The 21268-nt window shown below is 39.5% G+C and carries 18 protein-coding genes; 10 read left to right on the top strand and 8 right to left on the bottom strand.

The window, feature by feature from the left end:
- Position 1: 1 nt before the first annotated feature.
- The 8 genes from CWC17_RS07275 to CWC17_RS07240 all read left to right on the top strand — a co-directional run bounded on the left by CWC17_RS07275 (position 2) and on the right by CWC17_RS07240 (position 6045).
- Complete coding sequence (locus CWC17_RS07275) at positions 2-712, top strand: SDR family NAD(P)-dependent oxidoreductase (protein ID WP_138539994.1); 711 nt, start codon at positions 2-4, stop codon at positions 710-712.
- Entirely contained in the window at positions 709-1965 is a 1257-nt protein-coding gene (locus CWC17_RS07270) for an NAD(P)/FAD-dependent oxidoreductase (RefSeq protein ID WP_138539995.1), read from the top strand. The genes CWC17_RS07275 and CWC17_RS07270 overlap by 4 nt, the downstream gene beginning before the upstream one ends.
- Complete coding sequence (locus tag CWC17_RS07265; RefSeq protein WP_138539996.1) at positions 1958-2695, top strand: DUF1365 domain-containing protein; 738 nt, start codon at positions 1958-1960, stop codon at positions 2693-2695. The genes CWC17_RS07270 and CWC17_RS07265 overlap by 8 nt, the downstream gene beginning before the upstream one ends.
- Before the next feature lie 53 nt (positions 2696-2748).
- A complete protein-coding gene (locus CWC17_RS07260) occupies positions 2749-4011 on the top strand; it encodes an SAM-dependent methyltransferase (protein WP_138612475.1) in 1263 nt (420 codons plus the stop codon).
- On the top strand, positions 3986-4498 hold the full coding sequence (locus CWC17_RS07255; RefSeq protein ID WP_138539998.1) for a DUF2878 domain-containing protein: 513 nt from the start codon (positions 3986-3988) through the stop codon (positions 4496-4498). Before CWC17_RS07260 ends, CWC17_RS07255 begins: the two co-directional genes overlap by 26 nt.
- Before the next feature lie 11 nt (positions 4499-4509).
- On the top strand, positions 4510-5022 hold the full coding sequence (locus CWC17_RS07250; RefSeq protein ID WP_502704908.1) for a chalcone isomerase family protein: 513 nt from the start codon (positions 4510-4512) through the stop codon (positions 5020-5022).
- A 1-nt stretch (position 5023) separates the two neighbouring features.
- On the top strand, positions 5024-5563 hold the full coding sequence (locus tag CWC17_RS07245; protein ID WP_138612474.1) for a DUF3833 domain-containing protein: 540 nt from the start codon (positions 5024-5026) through the stop codon (positions 5561-5563).
- Between the two features lie 206 nt (positions 5564-5769).
- Positions 5770-6045: an HU family DNA-binding protein gene (locus tag CWC17_RS07240; RefSeq protein WP_004586404.1), complete on the top strand. Its 276-nt coding sequence runs from the start codon at positions 5770-5772 to the stop codon at positions 6043-6045.
- A 205-nt stretch (positions 6046-6250) separates the two neighbouring features.
- On the opposite strand, the gene ilvN is transcribed toward CWC17_RS07240, so the two are convergent.
- Together ilvN and CWC17_RS07230 are read right to left on the bottom strand one after the other, a co-directional pair.
- Complete coding sequence (gene ilvN, locus CWC17_RS07235) at positions 6251-6748, bottom strand: acetolactate synthase small subunit (RefSeq protein WP_004586403.1); 498 nt, start codon at positions 6746-6748, stop codon at positions 6251-6253.
- Complete coding sequence (locus CWC17_RS07230) at positions 6748-8472, bottom strand: acetolactate synthase 3 large subunit (RefSeq protein WP_138612473.1); 1725 nt, start codon at positions 8470-8472, stop codon at positions 6748-6750. Before CWC17_RS07230 ends, ilvN begins: the two co-directional genes overlap by 1 nt.
- Positions 8473-8916: 444 nt before the next feature.
- Between CWC17_RS07230 and CWC17_RS07225 the strand changes: the two genes are divergently transcribed.
- Positions 8917-11916, top strand: a complete 3000-nt coding sequence (locus CWC17_RS07225) for an immune inhibitor A domain-containing protein (protein WP_138612472.1) — start codon at positions 8917-8919, stop codon at positions 11914-11916.
- Between the two features lie 201 nt (positions 11917-12117).
- On the opposite strand, the gene CWC17_RS07220 is transcribed toward CWC17_RS07225, so the two are convergent.
- The 6 genes from CWC17_RS07220 to CWC17_RS07195 all read right to left on the bottom strand — a co-directional run bounded on the left by CWC17_RS07220 (position 12118) and on the right by CWC17_RS07195 (position 19208).
- Entirely contained in the window at positions 12118-13125 is a 1008-nt protein-coding gene (locus CWC17_RS07220) for an isocitrate dehydrogenase (protein WP_055013662.1), read from the bottom strand.
- A 189-nt stretch (positions 13126-13314) separates the two neighbouring features.
- Positions 13315-15003 carry a hypothetical protein gene (locus CWC17_RS07215; RefSeq protein WP_138612471.1) on the bottom strand — a complete coding sequence of 563 codons (1689 nt, stop codon included), beginning with the start codon at positions 15001-15003 and terminating at the stop codon, positions 13315-13317.
- A gap of 6 nt (positions 15004-15009) precedes the next feature.
- Positions 15010-15396, bottom strand: coding sequence for a DUF3192 domain-containing protein (locus CWC17_RS07210; RefSeq protein WP_055013660.1), 387 nt, complete (start codon positions 15394-15396; stop codon positions 15010-15012).
- Positions 15397-15465: 69 nt separating this feature from the next.
- Complete coding sequence (gene xni / locus CWC17_RS07205; RefSeq protein WP_138612470.1) at positions 15466-16239, bottom strand: flap endonuclease Xni; 774 nt, start codon at positions 16237-16239, stop codon at positions 15466-15468.
- Between the two features lie 10 nt (positions 16240-16249).
- Positions 16250-17593 carry a nucleotide 5'-monophosphate nucleosidase PpnN gene (gene ppnN / locus CWC17_RS07200; RefSeq protein ID WP_055013658.1) on the bottom strand — a complete coding sequence of 448 codons (1344 nt, stop codon included), beginning with the start codon at positions 17591-17593 and terminating at the stop codon, positions 16250-16252.
- A 79-nt stretch (positions 17594-17672) separates the two neighbouring features.
- Positions 17673-19208 (bottom strand): GGDEF domain-containing protein, encoded by a 1536-nt coding sequence (locus CWC17_RS07195; RefSeq protein ID WP_138612469.1) that lies wholly within the window; start codon positions 19206-19208, stop codon positions 17673-17675.
- 203 nt (positions 19209-19411) lie between these two features.
- On the opposite strand from CWC17_RS07195, the gene CWC17_RS07190 reads away from it, so the two are divergent.
- A complete protein-coding gene (locus CWC17_RS07190) occupies positions 19412-21202 on the top strand; it encodes a M61 family metallopeptidase (RefSeq protein WP_138612468.1) in 1791 nt (596 codons plus the stop codon).
- Positions 21203-21268: the final 66 nt, after the last annotated feature.

The following is a 21268-nucleotide window of genomic DNA, read 5'->3' as shown; positions in this document are numbered from 1 at the left end:
GATGAATATTTTAATTACAGGTGCAACCTCAGGTATTGGCGAGCAGCTTGCAATAAAGTACGCAAAGCAAGGCAACACGGTAATCGCTTGCGGTAGAAATCTTGAAAAGCTAGCTGAGCTTGAAAAACACACCAATATTAAAGCGTGTCAGTTTGATGCCACAGACCTTAAAGACATAAAGCAAGCAACCCTTGGGTTTACTGCTTTTGATAAGGTTATTCTTAATGCCGGTAACTGTGAATACGTTGATGATGCCCGTAACTTTGACAGCGCCCTGTTTGAGCGCGTTATTTCGGTTAACTTGCTAGCAATGGGTTATTGCCTTGAGGCTCTCTTGCCAAAAATTAGCACAGGCGGACAACTTGTACTTGTTAGTTCAAGTGTTACATATTTACCTCTGCCACGCTCAGAGGCTTATGGCGCATCAAAAGCCGGGGTAAGCTATTTAGCGAAAAGTTTAGCAATCGACTTAAACGATGTTGATGTTACTTTAGTGCACCCAGGCTTTGTAAAAACCCCTCTGACCGATAAAAACGATTTCCCAATGCCTATGGCCGTTACCGCAACTGTGGCTGCCGATTACATGATTAAGGGAATTAATAAACGCCGTAAAGAAGTTCACTTTCCTTATCGGTTTACACTTATTTTAAAAGCATTACGAATCTTACCGTTACCACTTTGGTTACGTTTAGCAAAAGGACTAGCCCGTTGAAAAAAATAGCAATAATAGGTTCTGGCGTATCGGGTTTAACCTGTGCTCATTTACTGCATAAACATTACGATATTACCGTATTTGAAAAAAATGATTATATTGGTGGTCATACCGCAACAGTAGAAATATCTGATGCTGGAGTTAAACGCGCGATAGACACAGGCTTTATAGTATTTAATGACCGTACTTACCCGTACTTTGAAAAACTACTTGCGCGCATTGGCGTAGATAGACAAGAAACACAAATGAGCTTTAGTGTTCATAACCAAGCAAGCGGTTTTGAGTACAACGGTCACACTTTTGGCAGTTTATTTGCCCAAAAAAGGAATATATTTAGGCCCAAGTTTTGGCGCTTGTTAAGCGATATAGTTAAGTTTAATAAATTATGTAAAACAATGCACAGCGAGCAAAACTACCCTAAAAATCAAACGCTAGGTCAGTTATTGGATACACACGGCTTTAATGACTTTTTTAAATACCATTACATTTTGCCTATGGGTGCCGCTATCTGGTCAACCAGCATTAAAGAGATGCAAAATGTTGGCGTAGAGTTTTTTGTAAACTTTTTTTACAACCATGGTTTATTAGATATTACAAATAGGCCGCAGTGGTATGTAATTCCTGGTGGTTCCAAACAATATATTAAGCCACTTATCAAAGGGTTTGCAGATCAAATAAAACTAAATACCGATATTGAAACAGTTACTCGTGTAGATGATAAAGTAATTATTACCCTTGAAAATGGCGAACAAGCTGAATTTGATAAAGTGGTATTTGCGTGTCACTCTGATCAGGCACTAGCGTTACTTGGCGATGCTACTGAGCAAGAGCAATCTGTATTAGGTGCAATTCCATACACAGAAAATTCGGTAGTTTTGCATACAGACACCAGTTTGTTACCCGATAGAAAAGCCGCTTGGGCAAGCTGGAACTATTTACTTAATGAAAACACAGATAAAGCAGCCGTTGTAACCTACCAGATGAATATACTGCAGGGTATAGACTCTGATACGCAATTTTGTGTAACCCTTAACCACTTAGAAGGGATTAACAAAGCGGATATATTACGTGAGTTTACTTATCATCACCCTGTGTTTAACGAATCTTCCATTGCCGCACAAAAACTTAAACACACTGTTGATGGCCAAAACAATAGCTATTTTTGTGGTGCTTATTGGTATAACGGTTTTCATGAAGATGGCGTACGCAGTGGGGTTGATGTCGCTAGGCAGTTAGGTGTTGAATTTGAATAGCGCTGTTTACTTAGGCGATGTGAGGCATCGCCGCTTTTCTGAAAAAAGTCATAAGTTTAAATACCCTCTCTACATGATGTGGATTGATTTAAAAAATCCTCTATTGCTTAACAACATTCATCCTATGTTGGGTACATTTGGTTTTAAAGCATTGCGGTTTAACCAAGCTGATTATTTAACTTTACAATCCAACTCAGAGCCACTCAGCATTTTTGAACGTGCACAATGCCAAATAGAAAAATTAGGGGTTAAAGAATCGTTTTCACATATATATATGCTTGGCCAACTTAGGTGTATGGGCATTTATTTTAGTCCTGTAAATTTTTACTTTTACGGTAATAGCGCCGACAACTTTGAATATATGGTTGCCGAGGTGAGTAATACGCCCTGGAATGAGCGCCATTATTATTTGGTGCCCTTACAAAAAAAAGTGAACTTTAAAAAAGCTTTCTCCGTATCACCCTTTATGAATTTAGATATGGACTATCATTGGCAGGTACAACATACTGCTGATAACACATTAATTCATATAGAAAATAAACGTGGAGATGAGTTGTTATTTGACGCGTCTTTACGATTAAAGCGAAGCCAGTTAACTAAGCAAGAAGTTAATAAATTATTAAAAAAATTTCCTGCGATGACTTTGTCTATTTTCAAAGGTATTTATGTGCAAGCACTTAAGCTGTTTATAAAAAGGGTTCCTTTTTTAGGTCATTCAGGAAAACCTTAGTATAGTTAAACTAGCTTAGTTGCGGGTAGTGACAAAATTATAAAGGGTTTAAGATGGAAAAAGTCTCGAGTATAAACTGCCAAGAGCAAACTGGATGGTTTACAAACTTATATAAAAAGTTAGTTACCAAAGCCTTTGCAAGTATTGAAATAGGCCAAATAGTGTTAGTTGAGAACAGTCGCTCAACAGTATTTGGTCACCAGCATTCAGACTTAAAAACCACGATTACCGTTAACGACACTGCCATGTATAAAGCATTTGCTATGTCTGGAAGTGTGGGGGCAGGTGAGTCTTACATTCTTGGGCAATGGTCGTGTGATAACTTGACCAAACTTATCGAAATTTTTGCTATAAACCAAAAGCAACTTGATGCATTTGAAAAAAAATTCTCTTTTTTTAGTGGCTTAGCCCACCGATTTAAACATCTTAAAAACAGCAACTCAGAATCTGGGTCGAAAAAGAACATTGTTGCCCATTACGATTTAGGAAACGATTTATATGAGTCATTTTTAAGTGATGAAATGCTGTATTCCTGTGCTGTTTATCCAACAAAAGAGGCAACCCTTGAGGACGCTCAACAAAACAAGTTAAAGCAAATTTGTAAGCAAGTAGAAATAAACGAAGGTGATACAGTTATAGAAATTGGCACAGGCTGGGGTGCGTTTGCCATTTACGCAGCAACTCACTATAACTGCCATGTGACCACAACAACGATTTCGGATGAACAATATGCTTATGTTGAAAACAAGGTTAAACAGTTAGGCCTTGAAAATAACATAACATTGCTTAAGCTCGATTATCGTTTATTAGAAGGTCAATACGACAAGCTAGTATCAATAGAAATGATTGAAGCAGTAGGGCATGAATACCTACCTAGCTTTTTTAAGCAGTGTAACAACCTACTTAAAGAAGACGGTGCAATGCTTATTCAAGCAATTACTATTGGCGATCAGCGTTATCAACATTATTTAAAAAACTCAGATTTTATTCAGCAGTATATCTTCCCTGGAGGTTGTTTGCCTTCACTTAATGAGATGAGCGAGCAAATTAAAAACAACACCGATATGGTTATTCATACTGTTAGCGACATAGGCGCGCATTATGCTAGAACATTAGCCGATTGGCGTACTCGCTTCATTGCTAACTGGGACACCCTAGACAGTAACAAATTTGATGAGCGTTTTTACAGGTTATGGTTGTTTTACTTTGCTTACTGCGAAGGCGCTTTTAGAACGCGAGCAACCAGTACCGTTCATTTAACGGCGCGTAAACCACGTTTCACTAGTCAAAATGACGAAATTGCCCTTAATTATTAATTTTGTGCTTTTTCAAACGGTGTGGTTTTTATCGCTGTTTTTAGAAGCCCAATCTGTATTATACACCTCTGTTATTGTTGTGCTTATGTTCGTTTTATCGAAGCAACATAAGCATGACGCGCTGCTCTTAGTCAAAGCTTTACCTATTGCGCTGTTATGTGAATACACGGCTGTACAGTTAAACTTTTTGGAATTTAAAGTATCACCTTTCCCGCTTTGGTTAGCCTTGCTATGGGCTGCATTATTGCTTTGCATAAACACGTCAATGGCGTTTATTACTAAACTAAAATGTTGGCAAGCCTATTTAGTGTGTTTAGCCTTTGCGCCTATTAGTTATTATTCTGGCGCTCAATTTGGCGTGCTTAGTATTTATTCACCTGTTTGGGCATTTTGGCTTCTGTACGGCGCACTTTGGGCTGCAGCCTTTACACTTATACTTTTTATCAACCAAAAAATTAAAGCGTTTTTGAATATTAGCAAGCAATAACAGGAGCTTGTATGATTAATACCGCAAAAAAATGTGCAATAACCGCCACAATGATTATGGCAACTTTGTTTACCCCTTTGAGCTTTAGCGAAGAGCAGGCGGATTTTAAAAAAGTGGGCGAGGCGCGTATGGAATATTTATTCTGGGATGTTTACGACGCTACATTATATACCACTTCAGGGACTTACAAACAGGGTGTGCACCCAGTTAAATTTACGCTCACCTATTTGCGAGACTTCGCAGCAAAAGACATTGTTAAAGCGACTAAAGAGCAATGGCAGCATTTAGGTAAAAGTGATTTATCAGCTAAGTATGCTGATAAATTGCTTGTTCTTTGGCCTAACATTAAAAAAGGCGAATCGTTGAGCTTACAAACATCACCAAGCGGTGAGGCTATTTTTTATCATAATGATAAAAAATTAGGTGAGATAACAGACTCACAATTTGCCAATCAGTTTTTAGCTATTTGGCTAAGCCCGAACACCTCAGAGCCAGCACTTAGAAAACAATTATTAGGAAATTAACATGCGCAATATAAATAAATTTAAACAGCTATGTATTTTAATGGCTGCACTATTTTTAGTGAGCTGCTCCGCGCCAAAAGTAGAGCACTACAATAGCAGCACCCCAGAATTTGATTTTAAAGCGTTTTTTAGTGATGATTTAAAAGCATATGGTGTTGTGCAAGATTATAAAGGCGAACTCACTCGTAAGCTTGTGGTTACTATGAATGCGCGCTGGGAAGGCAACGAGGGCGTTATAGAGGAAGACTTTGTGTATGACGATGGTGAAACACAAAAGCGTATTTGGTATGTCACTCTTAATGACGATAATAGCTTAGTGGGTCGTGCTGATGACGTGCTTGGTATTGCAACCGGTAACAGTGCTGGCAGTGTGTTTCATTGGAACTACAATGTGGCTTTACCCTATGACGGCAGTACGCTTGAGGTAAATTTTGATGATTGGATGTACCTGGTTACACAATCACGCTTGATAAACCGAACGTCTATTGTTAAGTTTGGTGTCGAGGTTGGGGAAGTGACCTTAGTTATCGAAAAAATATAGAGCAGTGTGTTATTTAAAGTGTGCCTTTTGTGTACTTAAATTAAGTTTTAGTTAACCCAACACACTGTATTTTACCGAGAATTATTAAAATTTTACGCATTTTCGAAGTATTTAAGCAAAAAATGCAATTTGCTGTTGCTAACTCCTTAAAAATGCATAAAGATAGGTTTTGCGAAGGCAAAATAATAACGAATAGGAATCTAACAATGAATAAAGCTCAATTAGTTGAAAAAATCGCTACTGATGCAGAAATCTCTAAAGCTGCTGCTACACGTGCACTTGACGCGTTTACTGGCGCTGTAACTTCTTCTTTAAAAGAAGGTAATTCAGTTGCATTAGTAGGTTTTGGTACTTTCTCAGTTAAAGAACGTGCAGCACGTACTGGCCGTAACCCACAAACGGGTGCTGAGATCCAAATCGCAGCGGCAACTATCCCAAGCTTTAAAGCAGGTAAAGGTCTTAAAGACCAAGTAAACCCTTAATTGGCGCTTTACAGAATTTTTTAAAAAAGAGCTATTTAGCTCTTTTTTTTTGCCTGTATTAAAGTAGCGAGCTTACCTAAGTTAAGCTTATTCCCACATGCCTAATTAGGGATTAATGCAGAGCGTTGTAAGGCAAGGCTTAACATAAAAAATCCCCGCTAATTGCTTAGCAGGGATTTAATAAAAACGCTTAAACTTTAATTAATTACGCTTTTAATGCTTTGTCACCACGGCCGATCCCTACAGCACCAGAGCGCACCACTTCAATAATGTCGGTTTCATGGCGTAGGGTGTCTAAAAATGACTCAATTTTGTCTGTGCTGCTCACCAGTTGTAAGCTGTAACTTTGGCGGCCCATATCTAAAATAGCACCTTGGAATACATCAACAACACGTGTAACAGCTGCACGTGTGGTTTCGTCTTGGGCAAATACTTTAACAAGTAATAATTCACGTTCGATGTGACTCATTTCGGTCAAATCAATAATTTTAAGTACATCTACTAGTTTGTTAACTTGTTTTGTAATTTGCTCAACGATTCTATCATCACCCATAGTAGTAATGGTGATACGCGACAGTGACTCATCATCCGTGGTGCCCACTGTTAAGCTATCTATATTGTAGGCACGCTGTGAAAAAAGCCCAACAATGCGTGATAAGGCTCCTGGTTCGTTTTCTAATAAAATAGATAATATACGACGCATTATGCTTTTACTCCTTTACGTAACCACATCTCATCAATGCCACCTAGTTTGATTTGCATTGGGTATACATGTTCTTTTTCATCAACGTTAATATCTAAAAATACTAAACGGTCATTAATGCTCATAGCTTGATCTATAGCAGGTTGTAGCTCATCTAACGTATCTACTTTTATGCCTACATGGCCATAGCTTTCAACAAGTTTTACAAAGTCAGGTAATGAGTCCATATATGAAGATGAATGACGCCCACCGTAAATCATATCTTGCCATTGGCGTACCATGCCCAATGAGCGGTTATTTAACGAAACTACTTTTACAGCCAAGTTGTACTGTAAACATGTCGATAGCTCTTGAATATTCATTTGAATTGAGCCATCGCCGGTTACACATACTGACTCTTTATCAGGAAAAGCAAGCTTAACCCCCATAGCTGCTGGTAAGCCAAAGCCCATGGTGCCTAAGCCCCCTGAATTGATCCATTGGCGAGGGTTTTTAAATGGATAATATTGTGCTGCAAACATTTGGTGCTGACCGACATCAGAGCTTACATAGGCGTCACCATTAGTGGCTTTATACACTGCTTCTATAACTGCTTGTGGTTTAATTTTATCGCCATCTGTGTTGTAGCTTAGGCACTTTTGCTCACGCCAGCTAATAATTTGTCGCCACCAATCTTCTTGGGCACTGCGATCAATTTGAATGCTACTTTTATCTATGCCTGCTTGTAGTTGCTCCATTACAGTGGCTAAACAGCCCACAACTGGAATATGGGCTTTAATGGTTTTAGAAATAGAGGTCGGATCTACATCTACGTGAACGATGGTTGCATTGGGGCAAAACTTTTGCACGTTATTGGTTACACGATCATCAAAACGCGCGCCCAGTGCTAAAATCACATCGGCATTTGCCATTGCTTTATTGGCTTCAAGCGTGCCGTGCATGCCCAGCATACCCACGTAATTTGGGTGAATACCTGAAATACCGCCTAAGCCCATTAATGTATTAGTGATAGGTGCATTTAGCGATTCAACTAAGCGGGTTAATTGCTCAGAGGTGTTAGATAAAATAATGCCGCCGCCTGAGTAAATTACCAGTTTTTTAGCTTCTAAAATTGCGGTAACTGCTTTACGAATTTGCTTAGAGTGGCCCTTTGTATTTGGGCTGTAGGTTCTAAGCTCTGTGGTTTTAGGAAAGTTGTACTCAAACTTAATAGCAGGGTTAAGCATATCTTTTGGTAGCTCAACAACAACGGGTCCTGGGCGGCCAGTACTTGCAATGTAAAACGCTTTTGCCAAAATAGCCGGAATTTCTTCAGCACTTCTGCAGTTAAAACTATGTTTTACAACGGGGCGAGAACAGCCAACAATGTCGGTTTCTTGGAATGCATCGTCACCAATTAAGCCTGTAGGCACTTGCCCCGATAAAACAACCATCGGGATTGAGTCCATATAAGCGGTGGCAATACCTGTAATACAGTTAGTTGCGCCAGGGCCAGAGGTAGCAAGTACAACACCCACTTCGCCAGTAGCTCGGGCATAACCATCAGCCATATGGGTTGCGGCTTGTTCGTGACGCACTAAAATATGTTCAATATCTTCTTGTTGAAAAAGTGCATCATATAAATCTAAAACCGATCCACCTGGGTAGCCAAAGATATACTTAACCTTTAACTCTTTTAATGCCTGAACAACTAATTCAGAACCATTATATTCTTGTTTGCTCATCCTCATTCCTCTGTGCGCTGTTTATGCATAAAAAAACCCCCGCGTAATGCGAGGGTTTTTAAAAAGCAATTTCACTTTTTAATACATCCCCGCTGGGCTTATCACTAAGACCACTACGAGTACGATTAAAAGGTGAAGTTGTTTTTTCATAATTGTCACTTTATAAAAAGCAAAATGCTGCTTTAGATTAAAAATTCTATATGGGGTTATTTTTAAGGGTTTTACGTGCTCGTGTCAACCTTGAAAAGGTTTTTTTGGATTAAAATTTCAAATTAATTTATTTTAATACTAAAAAATTGCACGGTATTTGTAGTTACATAAAAAATATGAAGAAATTATGCTAATTCTCCTGAGTAAGCATAGTGAGTGAATAGATGATTTGAGCACTGTGCTTAATACATATATTAGGTATGATAGAGCAATAATTTATCTGGGGAAGATACAGTGAAAAAAATAATAGGGCTTGGTTTATTCCTTTGCAGCCTAAATCTTAACGCAGCAAATACCAGTGCGCATGACCCAGGTATTATTAACAAACAAAGAATAGAGTATTGGTTAAACAAACGCGCTGATACCCATCAAGCCACTAATAAGCCAACGGTTGAAAGCTACTTAGCGAATACTGAACGGCTTAACCCTTCGCAGTTAAAACCTGTTTCGGCTATGAAAGCCCGCTTAACCGCTAAGCAAGCCAATAAGCAGCTGCATTATGCAAGTGCGGCTAGCCCTAACAACGGGCTAAATGAAGTTAAAGTGCTGGCTATTTTAATAGATTTTCCTGATTTAAAGCACGATGACAACCAGCTAGTTGATGCTGATACCGACATGTACTACGAAAACTATACAAAGGAGCATTACCAACAATTACTTTTTAATAAAGGTGGTTTTGCGGGGCCCAATAACGAAATGCTCAGCAGCGTATACGATTATTATTACGACGCATCAGGTGCTAGCTTAACGTTTAGCGGGCAAGTATATGGATGGGTTAGGGCAGATAGCAATGCAAAAACTTATGGAGAGCGAGTAGGTAGCACACGCGATATAAATGCCCCCGCACTGATAAAAGAAGCGGTAGAAAAAGCCACTGCACAATTTGATATTGATTTAACGCAATATGATCTAACAGATTTAGATGATATTGACGGCGATGGCATAATCAACGAGCCGAATGGAATTATCGACCATGTTATGGTTTTTCATTCCAGTATTGGTGAAGAATCCGGCGGAGGTTATTTAGGCGTTGATGCAATTTGGTCTCACCGCTACTACGTATTTGATGAAAACAGTGAACCTGTTAGTATTTCTGGTAGTAACGTTAAGTTATCGGGTTATACGATAAACCCAATAGATGCCAGTATAGGTGTCGTTGCGCATGAATTTGGTCACGACTTAGGGTTAGCAGATGAATACGACTTACAATCAAATACGGTGGGTGAGCCTGTATCGTCTTGGTCAATAATGTCTACGGGTAGCTGGGTTGGCGGACCTAGGGGGTCACAGCCCGTTATGTTTAGTGCGCAGGCGCTTGAGTATTTACAAAACAGATACCAAGGCAATTGGGTTAACCAGCTTAACCTAACCATGGAGGAAGTGAACAGCCAGCCTCAGCAATCGCTTGTTTATACGAGCTCACTTTCTCAGCAGCAAAGCCAAATTAAAGTGTCACTTGCGCAGCAGCTAGAAAAGTTTAAACCCCCGGTAGAAGGTGATTTTCAATTTTACTCTGGTACAGGTAATAACCTTAAACACACGCTCACACAAACTGTGACCTTACCTGAGGCGGCTACACCACTGACTTTTAGCTTTTTAGCTTACTACAGTATTGAGCGTGATTATGACCTTGTACAAGTAAAGGTAAATCAAACCCCTTTAGCTGGTAATTATACAATCGAGACAAATCCTTATTATGGCGATATAGGCCCGTATATAAGTGGTGATTCGTTTTTACATGCTGATGCGCAGCAACCTAATGGGTTTTTAATGCATGAATTTGATTTAACACAATATGCAGGACAGACCATTACACTAAGTATTGAGTATATTACCGATGCAAACACACAGTATTATGGATTTGTAGCCGATGATTTAAAAATAACACACAACAATACTGTGATTTGGCAAAATAACGCAGAGCAGTCAGAGTCTACCTTAGCGTTAAATGGTTTTAGCCGCGTGAGTAGTTATATTTATGCTAAAGCAGCCCACTATTATTTACAGCTACGTGCACACAAAGGTGTGGATGCCGGCTTACAAGCAGAGCAATATTCACCGGGGGTTTTACTGTGGTATAGCAATAGTGCACTGGATAACAACAACACAACTGAGCACCCTGGCGGCGGTTTTAACTTAGTGGTTGATGCGGATCAAAAGCCAATTTATCGCGGTACAAGTAGCAGTACACTTGCAGATACACCCATACAAGTACGCGACGCTGCATTTAGTTTATATCAGCAAAGTGCAGGTTTAGGCGATCAAGACTTAGCGGCCATTAGTGAGTTTAATGATCATTTTGATTACAGTTTTTCGCAGCAGGCTGAATCAGGGGTGGTACTTACTCCCCAGGGGTTTAACTTTGAAATAGTCAGTCAACATCCTGAAAGTGAAACTGCAGAGCTTTTACTCAGCTATGACGCGCTACAACAAATAACCACTACAATAAACGAGGCAACTGTTAGCTTTAAGGCAGCAGGTTTAAAGTTGACCCCCACAGATACATTTTTATGGGATTTTGGTGATGGGCAAATGAGCACTGATCTAAGCCCTACACATACCTATGCAGATTACGGCACCTATAGCGTTACCTTTTCGGCAACGGGTGAGACGGCTACGCAAACACAAACTACACAAATTACCATCACAAAGCCGCTAGAAATAGAAAGTTTAGCGTATCAGTTAAGCGGTGCGACTTTATCTGCTCAAGCAATCGTAAGTGGCGGTGAAGCACCTTACAACATACGTTGGCTTATAGATGGTGAACCTGTATCGCAAACTGAAAACCTAGATTACCAATTTAGCTACTCTGGCGATTATACCCTCGCGTTAATAGTAACCGATACGCAAGGGATAAGTGTTAGCCAACAACAGGCCTTGAGTGTTAACGCACCGCTGCAATTAAGTACACGCCATACGGCAAATAACTTAGCGGTACAATTTAATAGCTCACCATTAGGGGGGACTGGTAATTATACGTATAGCTGGGATTATGGCGATAGCAGCCCACTAGGTACAACGCAAAACCCAAGTCATAATTACCAAAGTGCAGGTAGTTATACAGTAAAGCTTGTGCTCACAGACAGTCAAACAAATGAAGTTATAAGTAGTGAGCTAACAGTCTCAGTACAAGAAGCGCAAAGTGAATCGTCATCAAGTGGTGGGGCGATAGGTTATTTAATTGCGCTATTAGTGATAAGTGGGTTTTATCGGCGCATGAGCAATCATGTTTAATCATTTTTTGGATTAAAACGATTCGATTTAACTGTCTAAGAACTTAATGCCAGAGGTATAAAAGTGATGCTCGTGGTATTGAAATTCCTTTATAGTTAATGCCTTAGTTATGCCACGTGATGTAATTAGCTAATGTTAAAACACAAAAAAGCCAGCAAGATGCTGGCTTTTTAGGCTTAAAACAAGATTTACTTTGTTAAATTATAAACGATCGATTACTGATTGAGTGAAATCAGTTGTACCGTGGCTGCCGCCTAGGTCACGTGTTGTGCGATCGCCAGATTTAATTACATCAGCTACTGCGCTGCGAATACGCTCAGCCGTGTCGCCCATATTTAAGTGCTCAAGCATCTGGATAGACGCTAAAATTACAGAAGTAGGGTTTGCTAGGTTTTTGCCAGCAATATCTGGTGCACTACCGTGTACTGCTTCAAAAATTGCAGCGTCTTCACCAATATTTGCACCTGGTGCCATACCTAAACCACCAACTAAGCCAGCACAAAGATCTGATAAAATGTCGCCAAATAAGTTAGTCGTTACTACAACGTCAAACTCTTCTGGTGTCATTACTAGCTTCATACATGTTGCATCAACAATCATTTCAGTTGACTCAATTTGCGGGTAACGCTCAGCAACTTCACGTGCAACTTTTAAAAATAAGCCAGAGGTAGATTTTAAGATATTTGCTTTGTGTACTGCGGTTACTTTTTTACGGCCTTCACGTACTGCTAACTCATAAGCAAAGGTGATTATTTTTTCAGCGCCTTCGCGAGTAATTACAGATTTAGCTTCTGCTTCGTTACCGTCTTCGCTTACAACTTGGCCTAAACCTGAGTACATACCTTGGGTATTTTCACGAATAGTAATGATATCGATATCATCGTAACGTGCTTTAGTACCAACAAATGATTTAACAGGGCGCACATTCGCGTATAAACCAAACTGCTTGCGTAATGTAACGTTAATAGACGTAAAACCTTCACCTACCGGAGTCGTTAATGGACCTTTAAGCGTGATTTTGTTTTTAGCGATTGTATCAATTGTTTCTTGAGGAAGTAGCTCGCCAGTTTTTTCTAGTGCAGCAAGGCCTGCATCAACAAATTCATAATCAAAATCGCAACCTGCGGCTTTTAATATTTCAAGTGCTGAGTCGATAATGCTCGGACCGATGCCGTCGCCTTTGATCACTGTGATGGTTTGTTTGGCCATTGACTTTTCCTTTAAAAGAATAAAAAACGCACATAAATTATTACTAATAATAGTAACTGCTTGTTAGGTCATTTATGTGACGTATGTGGATATATTTTGAGGGCGCATTTATACCAACTTATTGCCCATTTTGCCAGTTTATACTATAAATACAGGGTATAACCTGTGCTTATACTGAGCATAAGTGACTTAAATGCTGTTATACAGCGATAAGCCTTGCAGTTGCGCAAAAAAGTCACCCTCAGATTTAAATCCTTGTGCTTTTAATTGCGCATTTAAAGTTTGTTTTTGCCAAGGGGTCAAGGGTAAGGTGGGTTTGAAAACACTTTGCGCCACAACCTTTAAACTAATCCATAATTTATGCTGCTCATTTAGCTCTTTTTTGGGGTGTTGCTCAGCATTGAGCAGTGGCTTAGTCCATGGGTTATCACTCAGTAGCTGTGCTAATTCAGTATTTAAATGCTCATTATTAATCGTTTCAACCCCAAAAAAGGCGGCTAAGGGTGCGCTATAGGTTTGGTTAGGCGCACTATTTATACATACTTTTGCACAGAGCTGCGCACTACAATGGGTTAATAAGTAGTGCACGTAACCATAGATAGGCAAAGCTATTTGTTCAAATTGCTGTTTTGGGTTATTGCTTACCATTAAAGCTAAAATACGAATAAAGCTGTTAAGTTTATTCAGTACAATGTGTTTATGCGGATGATGCGATGTATCCACTAGTTGCTCAAATATAACCCGCTGAATAATCGCCGGTGCATTATCGTACCCGACCATCGACAAGCTATGGCGTAAATCTTTGGCGGCTTGGTGCTGGTTGTTATAGGGCCTGACTGCTTGGCAGAGCTTTTGTGTTATTTCACTAAAAGGGGCCAGTAACTTATCTAAGCCCTTAAAGCTATATTCATGCGCTACTTTTATATGGCTCACTAATGCGATTAATTCGGCCTTAGAACTTATTTGCGCTGGCGTTTTACGTACTAAGTGCTCATTGTTCCAGGCTAAAAATAATACCCGTTTATCTTTACATAGCCATTGCAGTGGCTGATCTTTAAGTGAGGTTTTAACCTTGTACCATGCTAGTTTTTGCTCATTATTGGCATTAATAAGTATATGTTTATTAGTCTCATCACTTGCGAGATAAACCATTGCTTGGTCGCTGTAAACAATTTTACTGCCTGGAAGGTGTGGGCCTATATGCGCTATTAAATCTTTAACTAACCTTTGCGCAAATGGGTTAGTTGTTTTGACATATAATTCACCCAGCGCTTTATAAAAATTTAATGGATTCTTTTTGGGTGTATAAGTGATGTTCATCGCTATAATATTACTCAATGCACACAAGGTTATGGCATTGTCGTATAGCATGATGTCGCTGCTGCTCAATAAAGCTTGTTTATATTTATTTAATTTAGCCAACATACGCACGCTATTTTGAGTAGGGTGCTGCCCACTGAGCAGCATTTTTGCTGCTAGCTGATGGCGAAAACGCCATATTTTTTTATCGCTGAGAGTAAGCATTTGCTGCTGCGAAATTTTATTATGCTGTGCTACAACACAGCAATGCTCTACCAAAGCAACGCCAATATAAAGCTCTGTTAGTTCGTCATCAAACTGTTGGCTAGCGCACAGCGCTGTGCTAATAACACATTGGTTAATAACGAGGTTTGTAGCAAAGTCGTAGTTGCTGGTGTACAAACTTAAACGCGCTTGTAACGCATGCGGGTGTTGCTGATATAAAACACGATAGTGCTGGGCTGTTTGCACAACAAGCGGATAAAGATGTTGCCACTGCGTTTTGTCATTATAAATAGTCAGTATTTGCTGTGTGTTATGCAGTAACCGCACTAACTGTTTTGAAATAGGCTCATCCATTGGCCATCACCTGATCTTTTCCTGGTAAGTTGTATAGGCGCTGGGGCCCCATAAAAATAACTCACCATTTTTAAATAATAAGCCGGTGCATTCATCCATTGTGGTTATGCCATCTGAAGTTTGGTGCTGAGTACGGTAAAAAACAATCTGCCATACTTGGTCTTTATTGCGCTTGGCATAGGTTAAATCTGGGCTGCCTAAATAATCGAGTACACTATTTAACGTAACTGCCTCATCAATTGAGAGCTTTTTGATGTAGCGTTCATTAAAGGCCTCACGGTCTTGCCAAATCATTGCTTGCGGGTCATCTTTATAAAAGGTGATCACTAAAGTCGCAATGAGCGCATATAATCCTAGCCCTAATATTAAGTACCTTATAAACTTTTTAATCATTTTTCACTCATGCTCGCAACAATATTGAGAGTATAAATTGTGAGCTTAAACAGTGCTATCAACATGCGACTAATGTAACCTTAGCTGCTTTAAACTAAAGCCTAGCTGTATATCTGTACGTAAAGTGACTAATTGTTTAGAAATAACATACATGTCTTTTTGCTCAACTAACTTTTTTTGAATACTGCTTGATAGGACGTCGTCTTCTATGGCCTTATCTATATTTTCGTAGGTATTTACAATAAGTTGAGCCGATTTAGTACCTATGCCCTTAACGCCGGGTACATCGTTAGTTTTATCGCCAGCTAAGGCCCAAAAATCAATTAACTTACTTTGCTCAATGCCAAAACGCTGCTCGATGCTGTTGTTATCTAGGTAGCACTTTTTAAAATAATCGAACACACAAATATAGTCGTTCAAAAAGGGTAAAAATCCCTTATCGGTAGAAACAATAGTACTGTTTATTTTATTTTTAGCAGCTTTGTCGGCTAAGGTGGCTATGATATCGTCAGCTTCATCGTTAATCGGTTCAAATACAACGATACCCGTTTGCTCTATAGCTTGTTTAAAATTGTGCAATGCATTTTTGAGCGTGTCGGGCATGGGGGCCCTAGAGTGTTTATATTGCTTATAAAAATGATAGCGCCAGCTTTTATCGCCATCAAAAACAGCGATAGCGTGAGTGGCATTTGTTGACTGTAAAAGCTTTTTGCACGCGTGTGCAACGCGCGCACAACTGGCCTTTAGCATGTGCTCTTCACTATGGTGTGTTTGGTTAGCATCAACTGCGTAAATGCGCCTAATTAAATTAAGCGCATCAATTAAAAGTAAATGGGGTTTCAAATAGTCAAACTCATGCTTTTATTTCATAACAAGGGACGTACTTACTACCGGGTAACTTCATACGACCTTGGTCTACAAATGCCTGTAATAGTTTATCCATATCTTTCATTAACTCAGGCTCACCGCTTAACACATAGGGTCCGTGTGCTTTTATGGCGCGTAGGCCCTCATCTTTTACATTGCCAGCAACAATACCTGAAAACGCTCTACGTAGGTTAGCCGCTAAATGTTGCTTAGGCTGTTCTAGGTGTAAATCTAAACTGGCCATGTTTTCGTGCGTAGGTGCAAAAGGTTGCTGAAAATCGTTATCGATTTTAAGTGTCCAGTTAAAGTAGTAGGCATCTCCTTGGCTTTTACGGTAATTACGCACACTTGCCATAGCAGATTTTAATTTTTGCCCTACTAGCGCAGGATCATCAATGATCACTTCAAACTTATCAAGGGCTTCTTTGCCTAATGTTAGCTCTACAAACTTACATAACTCGCTAAAGTACGCTTCGCTTTCTTTAGGGCCGGTTAAAATAACAGGCAAACACTGTTTTTCGTTATCTGGGTGCAGCAAAATACCTAATAAATAAAGTAATTCTTCTGCAGTACCTGCACCACCAGGAAATATAATAATTGCATGCGCCGTTCTAATAAATGCTTCAAGGCGCTTCTCAATATCGGGTAAAATTACCAGCTCATTTACAATAGGGTTTGGCGGCTCTGCGGCAATGATACTAGGCTCAGTTAAACCAAGATAACGGTTTTCGCTAATGCGCTGTTTAGCATGGCCAATAGTGGCACCTTTCATCGGGCCTTTCATCGCACCTGGGCCGCAGCCAGTGCATATATTTAAACCACGTAAACCAAGCTCGTAACCTACTTGCTTAGTGTATTTATATTCTATTTCGTTAATTGAGTGTCCGCCCCAACATACAATCATATTTGGTTCACTGTTAACACGCAGTGCGCCTGCGTTTCTAAGCATATCAAATACCATATGGGTAATGGCTTTTTGCTGTTTAAGATCTTTTTCGTATTTTTGGCAAATAAATAAAATATCGCGGATCACCGAAAAAATATGCTCGTGAATACCGGTAATTATTTCACCATCAACAAATGCGGTTTCGGGAGGGTTTTCTAACTCAATTTTAATGCCACGCTCGCGACTGACTAGGCGTATATCAAAGTCTTGGTATTTGTCGTAAATTTCATTACTAGCATCTGTGTGGCTGCCTACGTTTAGGACGGCTAAGGCACAGTTTCTAAAAAGTCGATAACGTTCACTGGCTGAAGATTGCTCTAATAAATCAACTTCCAATTGTGACAGTAAATCTAAAACCCCAGTCGGGTTTAACTGTATTAACATCGGCATTCTCCTTGTTGCTTTAAATGTAAAAACTGCATGTCATTTACTTTAGCACTCAAACTAATTGAGAATTATGACATTATTTACTCATACAAAGGCGATCCCGACCCGTTTTTTTTGCTTCATAGAGGGCGTCATCTGCTCTGTCGAATGCTTTGAGCGGTGTATCGCCTTTTTTAAATTGTGTAGCGCCTAACGAAATGGTGATTTCTATTTCTTTTTCTCTAAATTTAAAAGGAATATTTTTAATCACTTTTCTAAGTTTTTCAAGCGGCTGCGCTGCGTTTAACAACGAAAGCCCAGGCATTAGTAGTACAAATTCCTCTCCGCCGTAGCGGGCTATAAAGTCAGACTGCCTTACTGATTTTTGCAGCGCCTTTGCAATAACTTGTAAGGTTATATCGCCTGCAGTATGACCAAATCTATCATTAATTGACTTAAAGTGATCCACATCAATAACTACTAGGGTAACATCCGAAGCCTGCACATTAAATAAGTGAAGCTCATGGTTGTAACGTTCATCAAAGGCTGCTCTATTTGGAAGTTTTGTAAGGCTGTCGAGTAAACTTTTAAAGCGTTGCTCGTTTAGGCGTTTTTTATATTTAGTTAGTTTGCCTTCTAAGCTGCCAATTCGCTGGTTAATTTCATCAAAACTGGCAATCAGCGTTTCGCGGTCTTTTCTTTCTAGCTGCTCTTTAGCAATAAAGTCTTGGCTGAGCGATCTTAGCTCGTTGTCTACTAATTCTTTTAAAGAGGAAATAGACGTAGCAGATTGGGTTTGCTCGTTTAAATGCTTTATTTTTCCTTCAATACGTTTATTTAGTGTATCGAACTCTTCACCCATTGATTTAGAGTGCTGGCTGGTAGATACAATTGATGAGTGCAACTCTTCTAATGTTTGGTTAAGTGAGACTAAAAAGCTTTGTGCCGATTGGCGCTCTTTACTGATATTTTTAACCACAACGCTAATTATATTTAAAGCGGCTTGCAACAGTGCTTCTACATTATCGTTTTCGGTAATCGCATTTTTTATTTGTTTAATTTGTTCAGTCGATTCATCCTCTAACACTAGCTCATTTGCAAGCTCTAACAGCTTTTTAGCCATACGAGGAGAAGCATTAGCGCTTGTTTCATCCGTGGCTGATAGTTTGCTCTGTAAAGCATGGTGATAAAAGTTTATTAGCTGATTTAAAATCGGAATGTAATCGTGCGTAGACTGTACATTATTAATTTCGTGGTCGAGTAAATGTCTTAAGGTGCGGCGGGTATCGTCTGGCAAGCCTTTGGTTTTTTGTAAAAGCTTACCGGCTGTTTGTACGCTCGAAAACAGCTCTCGCTGATGGGCTGTTTGTAACGCCTCTTGGTTTTGCAGTAACAATAAAATGTCATCTATTAAAGGCGATAATACTTCAAACCCGACACCTTTATTTAACGAACTTCTAAATTTGGCGAGTTTATTATCAAGCTCAATATCAAGCCCTTTACAGCTTAAAGACAGTTTTGCAGTTAGATTTGATAAAGTATCAACTTGGAGCTTACGCGCATTTTCAATGGCTATCCTTGCTTCAATTGCTTGCTTTAACTTTTTATCTACAGCGTTAGAGTTTTCAGACACCTAAGCATACCGCCATCGTATTAATTACATTACCTTCAGTTTACAACAAAATCATATTAAGTGTAGTTATCTAATTAAAAACTTAGCATTTTTACTTAGACCCTGCATGTAAACTGAGCTATTAGGTTGTTTGTCGTTTTTAATTCACTTTTAATTTATGCCTTGTTAGGCTTATTTCAAATAATAAGTAACTTTGAGTCATTATGAAAAAGCGTTTTGTCCTGTCTATGTTAGCGGCCTGTTGTGCAGCCCCTGCGTTAGCCGATGTAAATTATTCTTTAAGTATTACACAGCCACAACATCATTTAGGTAATGTAAGTGTAGAGTTTCCAAAGTCGGCGCAATCGCATATCGATGTTAAATTGCCTGCATGGCGTACTGGTCGCTACGAAATATTAAATTTAGCCAATGGGGTACGTTACTTTGCGGCCACAGACGACAATGGCAATGCATTAAAATGGGAAAAAATTAATCACAGCACATGGCGAGTGCATTTAGCTGAGCCAACACACGTGAATATTGATTACCAAGTATATGCAAACGAGTTAGGCAAACGTGCACGCCACATAGACGATAGCCATGCCTTCATTGATGCATCTGGCTTTTTCATGTTTAGTGAATCATTTCGCCAAGAACCCGTTACCGTAGATTTAAAGGTGCCTAAAGCGTGGCGCTCTGTATCAGGCATGGAAAATGCGAGTAATAAGCACAGTTTTAAAGCCGCAGATTACGATGTACTGGTAGACTCACCAATAGAAACAGGAATTAACAAACTTCACAAATTTGAAGTAGATGGCCGCCAATACGAGCTAGTTATATGGGGCGAAGGCAACTACGATGAGCAACTAATGCTGACTGATTTAAAAAAATTAGTGACCACAGGTAATGTTATTTGGAATAGCTACCCGTATGAGCGTTATGTATTTATGGTCCATGCTACATCGGGTGCCGGCGGAGCAACTGAGCATTTAAACTCAACCATTATACAGCGCCCAAGAGATCGGTTTGGTAGTCGCGAAGATTATTTAGGCTTTATAAGTACCGCCGCGCATGAGTTTATTCATACCTGGAATGTAAAAGCATACCGCCCTAAAGGGCTGGCGCCTTATGATTACACCAACATGAACTACTCAAATTTATTATGGATTTCGGAAGGTTCTACTAGCTACTTTGAAGATCATCTATTAGTGCGCTCAGGCATAGAAACCACCGATGAGTTTTTTAAAGTGATGAGTAAAACGATTAATCGTCACTTACAAACACCAGGTCGAGAAGTACAAAGTGCCAGCGAAACAAGCTTTGATAAATGGATAAACCAAGGCGGCGACCACGCGCGTAATTACAGCACCAATATATATTTAGAAGGCTCATTGCTTTCTATGTTGCTAGATATACATTTATTAGAAACAACCCAGGCAAAAGTTAACTACCGCCAAGTACACAATGCTTTATACAATAAGCACACGTTACCACAAGGGTTTACTGAGCAAGATGTACTGGCAATATTAAAAGAGCTCACAGGTGAAGACTACACAACGTGGTGGCACGATAACGTGAGCACCCCAGCTAATATAGATTTTGATGCTTTATTAGGTAAAGTTGGTTTAAAGCTTACTCGCCCTGAGAGCGCTAAGCCACTAGCAAGCATTGATGCCACTGCAAAAAATAGCGGTGAATTATTAACGCTTACTCATGTGCGCAGAGGAGGCGCAGCATGGCAAGCAGGTTTAACTACTGACGATAAAATTGTGGCGGTTAACAAGCAGCATGTTGGAAAAGATTTAAAATCGAGCTTAGAAGTATTTAAAGCGGGTGAAAAGGTGACGATTGATTTTATTCGCCGAGATGCACTTCAATCGACAACCCTGGTTTTATCGCAAGATTATGATAAACCTAAAAAGGTGGTTGCTGATAAAAATGCAACTTTATCTCAACGGGCCTTATTTAAAGCATGGATGGGGGTAGAGCACCCCATCAATGTGCAAGCTGATTAACATAATAGCGTTTTATTAAAGGAGCTTTTGCTCCTTTTTTTATATCTTATGCAAAGGTATATCACT

It is taken from the genome of Pseudoalteromonas sp. S3785, assembly GCF_005887365.1.
Classification (GTDB): domain Bacteria; phylum Pseudomonadota; class Gammaproteobacteria; order Enterobacterales; family Alteromonadaceae; genus Pseudoalteromonas.
Note: the sequence above shows the minus strand (reverse complement) of the source record. Positions and strands in the feature narration are given on the sequence as shown.

What these genes read in the sequence shown, in the direction of transcription:
- CWC17_RS07275 (WP_138539994.1), top strand. Translation starts at nt 2, where the DNA reads ATGAATATTTTAATTACAGGTGCAACCTCAGGTATTGGCGAGCAGCTT.
- CWC17_RS07260 (WP_138612475.1), top strand. Translation starts at nt 2,749, where the DNA reads ATGGAAAAAGTCTCGAGTATAAACTGCCAAGAGCAAACTGGATGGTTT.
- CWC17_RS07255 (WP_138539998.1), top strand. Translation starts at nt 3,986, where the DNA reads ATGACGAAATTGCCCTTAATTATTAATTTTGTGCTTTTTCAAACGGTG.
- CWC17_RS07250 (WP_502704908.1), top strand. Translation starts at nt 4,510, where the DNA reads ATGATTAATACCGCAAAAAAATGTGCAATAACCGCCACAATGATTATG.
- CWC17_RS07245 (WP_138612474.1), top strand. Translation starts at nt 5,024, where the DNA reads ATGCGCAATATAAATAAATTTAAACAGCTATGTATTTTAATGGCTGCA.
- CWC17_RS07240 (WP_004586404.1), top strand. Translation starts at nt 5,770, where the DNA reads ATGAATAAAGCTCAATTAGTTGAAAAAATCGCTACTGATGCAGAAATC.
- ilvN (WP_004586403.1), bottom strand. Translation starts at nt 6,748, where the DNA reads ATGCGTCGTATATTATCTATTTTATTAGAAAACGAACCAGGAGCCTTA.
- CWC17_RS07230 (WP_138612473.1), bottom strand. Translation starts at nt 8,472, where the DNA reads ATGAGCAAACAAGAATATAATGGTTCTGAATTAGTTGTTCAGGCATTA.
- CWC17_RS07220 (WP_055013662.1), bottom strand. Translation starts at nt 13,125, where the DNA reads ATGGCCAAACAAACCATCACAGTGATCAAAGGCGACGGCATCGGTCCG.
- CWC17_RS07215 (WP_138612471.1), bottom strand. Translation starts at nt 15,003, where the DNA reads ATGGATGAGCCTATTTCAAAACAGTTAGTGCGGTTACTGCATAACACA.
- CWC17_RS07210 (WP_055013660.1), bottom strand. Translation starts at nt 15,396, where the DNA reads ATGATTAAAAAGTTTATAAGGTACTTAATATTAGGGCTAGGATTATAT.
- ppnN (WP_055013658.1), bottom strand. Translation starts at nt 17,593, where the DNA reads ATGTTAATACAGTTAAACCCGACTGGGGTTTTAGATTTACTGTCACAA.
- CWC17_RS07190 (WP_138612468.1), top strand. Translation starts at nt 19,412, where the DNA reads ATGAAAAAGCGTTTTGTCCTGTCTATGTTAGCGGCCTGTTGTGCAGCC.